This is a genomic window from Marinomonas sp. AWM4_232, from assembly GCF_056158325.1.
This window is the reverse complement of record NZ_JBSWTA010000005.1, coordinates 1-7,078: the sequence shown is the minus strand read 5'-3', so window position 1 is coordinate 7,078 and position 7,078 is coordinate 1. Positions and strand designations below refer to the sequence as shown.

At 59.9% G+C, this 7,078-nt stretch carries 12 protein-coding genes and 1 pseudogene; 3 read left to right on the top strand and 10 right to left on the bottom strand.

Going from position 1 to position 7,078, the window contains the following annotated elements; genetic code table 11:
- Positions 1-53: 53 nt before the first annotated feature.
- The 10 genes and pseudogenes from ACXAC1_RS19860 to ACXAC1_RS19815 form a co-directional block, all read right to left on the bottom strand.
- The gene (locus ACXAC1_RS19860) at positions 54-353 is read right to left on the bottom strand and encodes a tellurite resistance TerB family protein (RefSeq protein WP_475063934.1); all 300 of its coding nucleotides are present in this window, start codon (positions 351-353) and stop codon (positions 54-56) included.
- Positions 350-616, bottom strand: a complete 267-nt coding sequence (locus tag ACXAC1_RS19855; RefSeq protein WP_475063943.1) for a TerB family tellurite resistance protein — start codon at positions 614-616, stop codon at positions 350-352. Before ACXAC1_RS19855 ends, ACXAC1_RS19860 begins: the two co-directional genes overlap by 4 nt.
- A 2-nt stretch (positions 617-618) precedes the next feature.
- Positions 619-699: pseudogene (locus ACXAC1_RS19850) on the bottom strand (hypothetical protein); the annotation flags it as partial.
- Between the two features lie 161 nt (positions 700-860).
- Positions 861-1,004: a DUF1330 domain-containing protein gene (locus tag ACXAC1_RS19845; protein WP_475063932.1), complete on the bottom strand. Its 144-nt coding sequence runs from the start codon at positions 1,002-1,004 to the stop codon at positions 861-863.
- Positions 964-1,137: a DUF1330 domain-containing protein gene (locus tag ACXAC1_RS19840; protein ID WP_475063930.1), complete on the bottom strand. Its 174-nt coding sequence runs from the start codon at positions 1,135-1,137 to the stop codon at positions 964-966. Before ACXAC1_RS19840 ends, ACXAC1_RS19845 begins: the two co-directional genes overlap by 41 nt.
- A 216-nt stretch (positions 1,138-1,353) precedes the next feature.
- Entirely contained in the window at positions 1,354-1,737 is a 384-nt protein-coding gene (locus tag ACXAC1_RS19835; protein ID WP_475063941.1) for a hypothetical protein, read from the bottom strand.
- Complete coding sequence (locus ACXAC1_RS19830; RefSeq protein ID WP_475063929.1) at positions 1,685-1,984, bottom strand: class I tRNA ligase family protein; 300 nt, start codon at positions 1,982-1,984, stop codon at positions 1,685-1,687. Before ACXAC1_RS19830 ends, ACXAC1_RS19835 begins: the two co-directional genes overlap by 53 nt.
- Positions 1,972-3,327 (bottom strand): class I tRNA ligase family protein, encoded by a 1,356-nt coding sequence (locus tag ACXAC1_RS19825; protein WP_475063940.1) that lies wholly within the window; start codon positions 3,325-3,327, stop codon positions 1,972-1,974. The genes ACXAC1_RS19830 and ACXAC1_RS19825 overlap by 13 nt, the downstream gene beginning before the upstream one ends.
- Positions 3,210-4,097 (bottom strand): class I tRNA ligase family protein, encoded by an 888-nt coding sequence (locus tag ACXAC1_RS19820; protein ID WP_475063927.1) that lies wholly within the window; start codon positions 4,095-4,097, stop codon positions 3,210-3,212. The genes ACXAC1_RS19825 and ACXAC1_RS19820 overlap by 118 nt, the downstream gene beginning before the upstream one ends.
- Positions 4,018-4,395: a class I tRNA ligase family protein gene (locus ACXAC1_RS19815; protein WP_475063938.1), complete on the bottom strand. Its 378-nt coding sequence runs from the start codon at positions 4,393-4,395 to the stop codon at positions 4,018-4,020. The genes ACXAC1_RS19820 and ACXAC1_RS19815 overlap by 80 nt, the downstream gene beginning before the upstream one ends.
- A gap of 627 nt (positions 4,396-5,022) precedes the next feature.
- Between ACXAC1_RS19815 and ACXAC1_RS19810 the strand changes: the two genes are divergently transcribed.
- The 3 genes from ACXAC1_RS19810 to ACXAC1_RS19800 form a co-directional block, all read left to right on the top strand.
- Positions 5,023-6,105 carry a xanthine dehydrogenase family protein molybdopterin-binding subunit gene (locus tag ACXAC1_RS19810; protein WP_475063926.1) on the top strand — a complete coding sequence of 361 codons (1,083 nt, stop codon included), beginning with the start codon at positions 5,023-5,025 and terminating at the stop codon, positions 6,103-6,105.
- Positions 6,020-6,205: a molybdopterin cofactor-binding domain-containing protein gene (locus tag ACXAC1_RS19805; protein ID WP_475063936.1), complete on the top strand. Its 186-nt coding sequence runs from the start codon at positions 6,020-6,022 to the stop codon at positions 6,203-6,205. The genes ACXAC1_RS19810 and ACXAC1_RS19805 overlap by 86 nt, the downstream gene beginning before the upstream one ends.
- The coding region (locus ACXAC1_RS19800; RefSeq protein WP_475063924.1) for a xanthine dehydrogenase family protein molybdopterin-binding subunit at positions 6,174-7,078 on the top strand (905 nt) is incomplete at its 3' end. The genes ACXAC1_RS19805 and ACXAC1_RS19800, both read left to right, overlap by 32 nt.

Genomic DNA, 7,078 nt, shown 5'->3' with positions numbered 1-7,078 from the left:
TGCATATTTACTGGTTCGTTGCGTCTTGCTAAGGTTAAGTTCCTCGTGCAGTGTCAAGAGATCAGCACCTCATAAGGGACTGCGTCTTTGATCGCGCGGGTGAAGCGCACAGTGTCGGGTGCCTCGGCCTCTAGTCCTTCGCCTTGTTCCCGCAGGATTTGCGCGGCCCCGGAATCCAATTGGAAGCGGCTGCGCAGGATGCGATCAATTCGGTCGCGTTCGGTGTCAGAATAACTCTCATCTGAACGCGCAAGGCGTACCAGCAATGCGGTCAAGGCAAGGCGTGCGTCCTCGTCTGGCAGGATCGCGGGGGCAGGGGCCAGCAGTTTATCCAGAAAATCCTTGAATATCATGCATCCCCCTGCGGCACTGGTTGCGTGTCGAACTTCGAGCGCGCCCGGGCGCGGGCACGTTTGTTGTCGATCACCGACAGGCCCATGGCCTTGCAGGCATCGTTGACGATTTCGATTTCGCCTTCGTGCTCGCGATTGTCCGCCAGCACAACTTCCCACAGCGCATCCAACGCCGCGAGACGCTCTTCGAGGCCGGTGGTTTCACGCGGATCAGGCGGCCAAACGTATCCGTCTCCGGTGCGGCGGCGTGCAGTTTTTCGCAGGTCGCGCGCACCTTGGCGGCCTCAAGCGCGTTGTGGCCGTAAAGGCGCGCCAGAATGCGGTCGATCAGGCTGATCTCTTCCACAAGATAGGCGCGGTCGGACTGTGCAATCCGCACCAACAGTGCCCCCAACGCCAGTTCTGCGTCCGGATCGGGCAGGTTCGGGCTTTGCGGCGGGCGAAAGGCCTGAACAGTTTCAGCATCAAAAACTCCTCTTCGGCGGCGTCAGCCGTCGTAGCCTTCGATTATTTCCATATCGCCGGTCGAAACCGGATCTCTGAGCGCCTTGCGCCTTGCTGGTAGGCGACGCTATCATGGCAGGCTTTGGCCGTGGCGAAGTCCTCAAACTCAATCACAACAGTGCGCGCGCGCATCTGTCCTTCGCGCACTTCTTTCGTCCCACCTCGGACCAGAAATCGTGCACCATACTGCGCGAAAAGGGACTGCATTGGCATCAATATACGCCTTGTAGCGCTCCATGTCGTCAATATCGACATGTGCGACCCAATACCCTTTGGCCATGTTCTTTCCCCACCTTTTCCGGACCGGTGACCGGCCTCTATCGTTTCGCGTTCCAAGCTGAACCAGAACACGGGCTTTGGCAATCACCACCTATAGGCGATTGTCGATAATTTCACGGGGAAAGGCCCTCGGATGTGCAGCTTGGGTGCAGAACCTTACAAAACAAAACGCCCGGAACCAGTGTCCGGGCGTTTTGTTGAACGTACTACAGCCGCATCAACCGATTTCAGCAAGGCGGGCAAGTGCCTCCTTGAGCTTGGTTTCTTCCTCTTCGCGTGCAGCAAGGTTTTCGCGGGCCTCTTCAACCACCTCATCAGGGGCCGAGGCCACAAATTTGGGGTTATTCAATCGACCACGCAGACCGCCCAGCTCTTTGGCGAGCTTGCCGAGGGATTTCTCCAGCCGCGCCTTTTCGCCGTCGATGTCGATGATATCGGCGAGCGGCAGCAGGAAGGACGCACCGGGTGCAGAAATCGATACGCAGCCCTCGGGCGCGCTCTCGACCTTGCTCAGGCTCTCAATACGCGCAAGGCGTTTGATCAGCGTCTCATTGGCGTCCCACGCGGCCTGACCGGCGGCATCGATGTTGGAAACCAGCATATCCACATAAAGCCCTGCGGGCACATGCATCTGAGCGCGGGCCAGAGCGGGTGTTCTCGATGACCGAGATCACCCAGTTCATCTCGGCGTCGGCTTCGGGCTTCACCAGATCGGCGGCGGTGTAGGTCGGCCAGTCCGCATGCACCAGCATGGTGTCGCGGCTGCCGGTTGCGCCCCAGAGTTCCTCGGTGATGAAGGGCATGATCGGGTGCAGCAGAATCATGCACTGATCCATCACCCAGCGCATGGTGGCGCGGGTCTCGGCCTGTGCCTCGGCATCATCGCCTTGCAGCAGCGGCTTTTGACAGCTCCACATACCAGTCGCAGACCTTGCCCCAGACAAAGCCATACAGCGCCTGTGCCGCGTCGTTGAAGCGAAAGCCCTCCATGGCCTCGTCCACCGCCTCGCGGACGCGGGCGGTTTCGCCGATGATCCAGGCGTTGACGGCGGCCTTGGGGGCGAGTTGGTCGACGCTCAGCTGCGGCACGGCGTCGGCAAAAGCCTGGTTCATTTCGGCAAAGCGCACGGCGTTCCACGACTTGGTGCCGAAGTCTGCGATAGCCCGCGATGCGTTGCATATCCAGTTTCAGCACGCCGCCCAAGGACGCCATCGCCGCATTGGTAAAGCGCAGCGCGTCGGCGCCGTATTCTTCGATGATCTCCAGCGGGTCGACCACATTGCCGGTGGATTTCGACATCTTCTTGCCCTTGGCGTCGCGCACGAGGCCATGCAGGTAGACGGTGTCGAACGGGATGCGTTCCTGCACGGGCAGGTCTTCGTCCAGCACCGCCAGCTGCATCGTCGTCGTCCGCGCCACCCAGAAGAACAGGATGTCCTGACCGGTGACCAGCGTCGAGGTCGGGAAATACTTCGACGTCTCCTCGGTCCATTCGGGCCAGCCGAGCGTGCCGATCGGCCAGAGGCCGGAAGAGAACCAGGTGTCGAGCACGTCGGGGTCGCGGAACATCGGCACCTGCATCGGTCCCTCAAAGCTCCGGATGGTGCCTTCGGTGCGCACATCCATCAGCTTGCGCTGTTCGGCGAGGATTTCGACCGCTTCCTGCTGATCTGCAACAATGCGGAACTCGGTGCCCTCGGCGGATTGCAGGCGGGCTTTTTCAAGCGCTTCCTCTTCGGTGGCGGCACAGATCGGATACCAGTCGTCCTCGCCCGGGACGTACCAGACCGGGATCTGATGACCCCACCAGAGCTGGCGCGAGATGCAGGGTTCGATGTTTTCCAGCCAGTGGAAATAGGTCTTCTCGCCCGACTCGGGCAGGATCTTCACATCGCCATCGCGCACGGCATCCAGCGCCGGGCCCACGACCTTTTCTGCGTCGACGAACCATTGGTCGGTCAGCATCGGCTCGATCACCACCTTGGAGCAGTCGCCGAAGGGCTGCATGATCGGCTTGTTCTCAACCATCGGCACCGTCTCGGTAACCTCGGTCTCGTTGCCGTCCTCATCCTTCACCTTTGAGGTGATGGTCTGCATGACGGCAAGACCCTCGTCGGTGATTTCCTGCACCACCAGTTTGCGCGCCTCAAAGCGGTCCAGTCCGCGCAGGTGATCGGGGACGAGGTTGATGGCATCCACCTCGTTCTCGGTGAACTCCGCACCTTGGCATGGGCCTGAGCCTTGGCGGCCTCATTGGCGTAGGGGGCACCATCAGCGCGCATCGCGCCCTTCATGTCCATCAGGCGGTACATCGGAATGCCGCCGCGCTTGGCGACCTGATAGTCGTTGAAGTCATGCGCGCCGGTGATCTTTACCGCGCCGGAGCCAAAACCCTTGTCCGGGTATTCATCGGTGATGATCGGGATCAGGCGGCGGTGTTCCTTGGGGCCGACCGGGATTTCCACCAGCTTGCCCACGATGGGCGCGTAACGCTCGTCCGTCCGGGTGCACCGCAACCGCGCCGTCGCCCAGCATGGTTTCGGGGCGGGTGGTGGCGATGGAGATATAGTCGCGCTCTTCCTCAAGCGTGACGTTGCCGTCTTCGTCCTTCTCGACATAGGTGTAGGTTCGCCGCCCGCCAGCGGGTACTTGAAGTGCCACATGTGGCCTGCGACTTCGATGTTCTCCACCTCAAGGTCGGAGATCGCGGTCTCGAAATGCGGGTCCCAGTTCACCAGCCGCTTGCCGCGGTAGATCAGGCCCTTGTTGTACATCTCCACAAAGACCTTGATGACAGCATCGTGGAAGTTCGGCGAGTTCTCATGCCCGGTGCGGGTGTCGCCCGCCGCACCCGCCATGGTGAAGGCGGTGCGACCATAGTCACAGGACGCGCCGAGGCGCTTGAGCTGGTTGATGATGGTGCCGCCGGACTGTTCTTTCCATTCCCAGACTTTTTCCAAGAGACTTCTCGCGCCCCAATTCGCGACGCGAGGGCTGCTGGGTTTCCGCCAGCTTGCGCTCCACCACCATCTGGGTGGCGATGCCGGCGTGGTCCGTGCCGGGCTGCCAGAGCGTGTCGAAGCCCTGCATGCGCTTCCAACGGATCAGGATATCCTGCAATGTGTTGTTGAAGGCGTGACCCATGTGCAAGACGCCGGTGACGTTTGGGGGCGGGATCATGATGCAATAGGTGGACGCGCCGGGCTTGGCGTTTGCGCCTGCGGTAAAGCAGCCCGCCTTTTCCCAAGCGTCAAACAGGCGGCTCTTCCGCCTCGGCTGCGTTAAAGGTCTTGTCCAGTGCCATGTCAGATGCCCCGTGCGTCGCGTCTTGAAATCTCAGATAATGGGTCAAAGCCCGCATTTGGTCCTCCAATAACGAATGCCGCTTCAAAGGGAAAGTGTCGAGAACCATCGTGGAAAATTTTGCAGATCTTGCAAGCTGGGTGTGCGTCGATAACCCGCTATTAAGTCTTATTTGAAATAAAGGTCACCAAGGGACGCAGCCCACCCCACTCACCACTCCCAACTGCGCCCCCCTCCCGTTCGAAGTCCCGGTCCTCGTGCCCGGTCAGGTCTGACGCGTATCCCGCGAACCTGGCCGGGTACACGAGGTCCGGGGCTTCTTGTTCTGGGTGCGTTATGCGTCTTGTTGGCTGATACGCGAGGGAATTGCTCTCGCCCCTTTGCAGTGTCCCCTGCCGGACCCACACAAAGCGTTGGGCCCAGCGCAATACCTCAAGTACCATCGTATCGAGGTTCGCTGTGACCATGTATCAAGTGATAGCGGCTGGAATTTTCTCTCAGCATTGTCACGCGATCACTGGACAAGCCTGTCTCGCGCATTAGGCTCCGCCTGAGCTGAGCGCAGGCAGAGGGAGCCATCTCATGAACCAACGCGTCGAGAAATTTGGAAAAAGTCAGCCGCTCGCACGGGTGGAAGATCAGCGTCTGCTGACAGGTCAGGGTCGCTACATCGAAGATACGATGCCACAGGGCGCGTTGCGGGCCTTTGTCTTTGGCAGCCCGGTCGCCCATGGTGAAATCACGACACTCAACGTCGAGGATGCGCGCGAGGCGGATGGTGTTCATCTGGTGATCACGCGGGCCGATCTGGTTGAGGCCGGTATTGAGGCCCATCTCGACGGGGTGGTGGTGAATAACATCGACGGCAGTAAGGGCGCGGCTCCCGAGCGCCCCGTGCTGGCAGGGCATCGTGTGCGCTACGTCGGCGAGCCTGTGGCGGTGGTCATCGCTGAGACTATGGAACAGGCCCGTGATGCGACTGAGATGATCGAGTTCGACTATGATGATCTCGATGTGAAACTGGGCCTGACAGTGGGGGGACCCCAGATCCACCCGGAAGCGCCGGACAATCGCGCCTTCAACTGGGGTCTTGGCGATAGGGAGGCGACAGACGCTGCCTTTGCTCAGGCCGCCCATAGAGTGAGCCTGCAAGTGGCCGACAACCGGATCATTGTAAATTCGATGGAGCCACGCGGTTGCCACGCCACTTGGGAAGATGGACGGATGCATTTCCACTACGGCGGGCAAGGTGTCTGGGCCATGAAAGAGCAACTGGCCAAGAAATTACATTCTCTCAGAAGACAATGTGCATGTGGTGACGCCGGATGTGGGCGGCGGCTTTGGCATGAAGGCGATGCCGTATCCAAGAGATATTTTGCAGTGGCGCATGCGGCGCGAGTTCTCAATCGGCCAGTTGGCTGGATGTCGGATCGTACCGAAGCAATGCTGAGCGACAACGGCGGGCGAGATCTGACCTCTCTGGCTGAATTGGCCTTTGATGAAACCTTGAAAATCACGGCTTACCGTGTCCACACGCAATGTAACCTTGGGGCTTACATATTCCCACTTTGGTCAGCCGATCCAGACGCAGCTGTTTTCGCGCGTACTTGCTGGGGTTTACGATATTCAGACTGCGTGGCTGGAGGTCGATGGCATCTATACTAACACCACGCAGGTGGATGCCTACAGGGGTGCGGGGCGACCACGAGGCCATTTATGTGCTGGAGCGGGTAATGGACCGCGCGGCGCGGGATCTCGGTGTTGATCCGATGGAACTGCGGCGCAGGAATTTCATCGCCCCGCAGAAGTTCCCCTACAAGACCGTCACCGATGAAACCTATGACGTAGGCGATTTTAATCTCGTGCTCGACCGGCTGGTGCAAGAGGCCGACCTGGCTGGATTTGAAACCCGGCGCGCAAAGGATGCGGCAGAGGGACGTTACCGGGGCGCGGGCCTTTGTTACTATATCGAAAGTATTTTGGGCGATCCTTCAGAAACCGCAGACGTCGAATTTCTGGAGGACGGCCGGGTGAACATCTATGTGGGCACGCAAAGCAACGGACAAGGACACGAAACTGTCTTTGCCGAGTTCCTTGCGAACCAGACCGGCATTCCTGTCAGCGCGATTGAGGTCATCCAAGGCGACAGTGACCGTATTGCCAAGGGCGGCGGTACGGGCGGCTCTCGGTCTGTCACGACGCAGGCTAATGCAACCCTGGCCACGGTCGACAAGATGGTCGCGGCTTTCACACCCTTCCTTGCGGAGGAAATGGGCGTTGAAGAGGATGCTGTCGACTTTGATGGTGAGACCTTTCGCGCACCGGGGTCGAACCTGACACCAACGGTGCTCGAAGCGGCTGATTTTGCACGTGAAAGGGGGCGCACGGATCTGTTGCGCCATCAGGCGGAGGCCTCGTTGCCGGGGCGGTCTTTCCCCAATGGTGCCCACCTCGCGGAGGTCGTGATCGACACGGAGACCGGACAATCGCGTGTGGACCGCTATACGGTGGTCGATGATTTTGGTAATCTGATCAACCCGATGCTCGCCGAAGGTCAGGTTCCATGGCGGGGTCGCGCAGGGCCAGGTGCTGATCTCTTGACACTGCACGAGGAACTTAACCTTTGCACAATGCGTTG

Coding starts and splice junctions, on each gene's coding strand:
- ACXAC1_RS19860 (WP_475063934.1), bottom strand. CDS start 353: ATGATATTCAAGGATTTTCTGGATAAACTGCTGGCCCCTGCCCCCGCG.
- ACXAC1_RS19840 (WP_475063930.1), bottom strand. CDS start 1,137: ATGGCCAAAGGGTATTGGGTCGCACATGTCGATATTGACGACATGGAG.
- ACXAC1_RS19835 (WP_475063941.1), bottom strand. CDS start 1,737: ATGCTGGTTTCCAACATCGATGCCGCCGGTCAGGCCGCGTGGGACGCC.
- ACXAC1_RS19830 (WP_475063929.1), bottom strand. CDS start 1,984: ATGCGCTGGGTGATGGATCAGTGCATGATTCTGCTGCACCCGATCATG.
- ACXAC1_RS19810 (WP_475063926.1), top strand. CDS start 5,023: ATGAACCAACGCGTCGAGAAATTTGGAAAAAGTCAGCCGCTCGCACGG.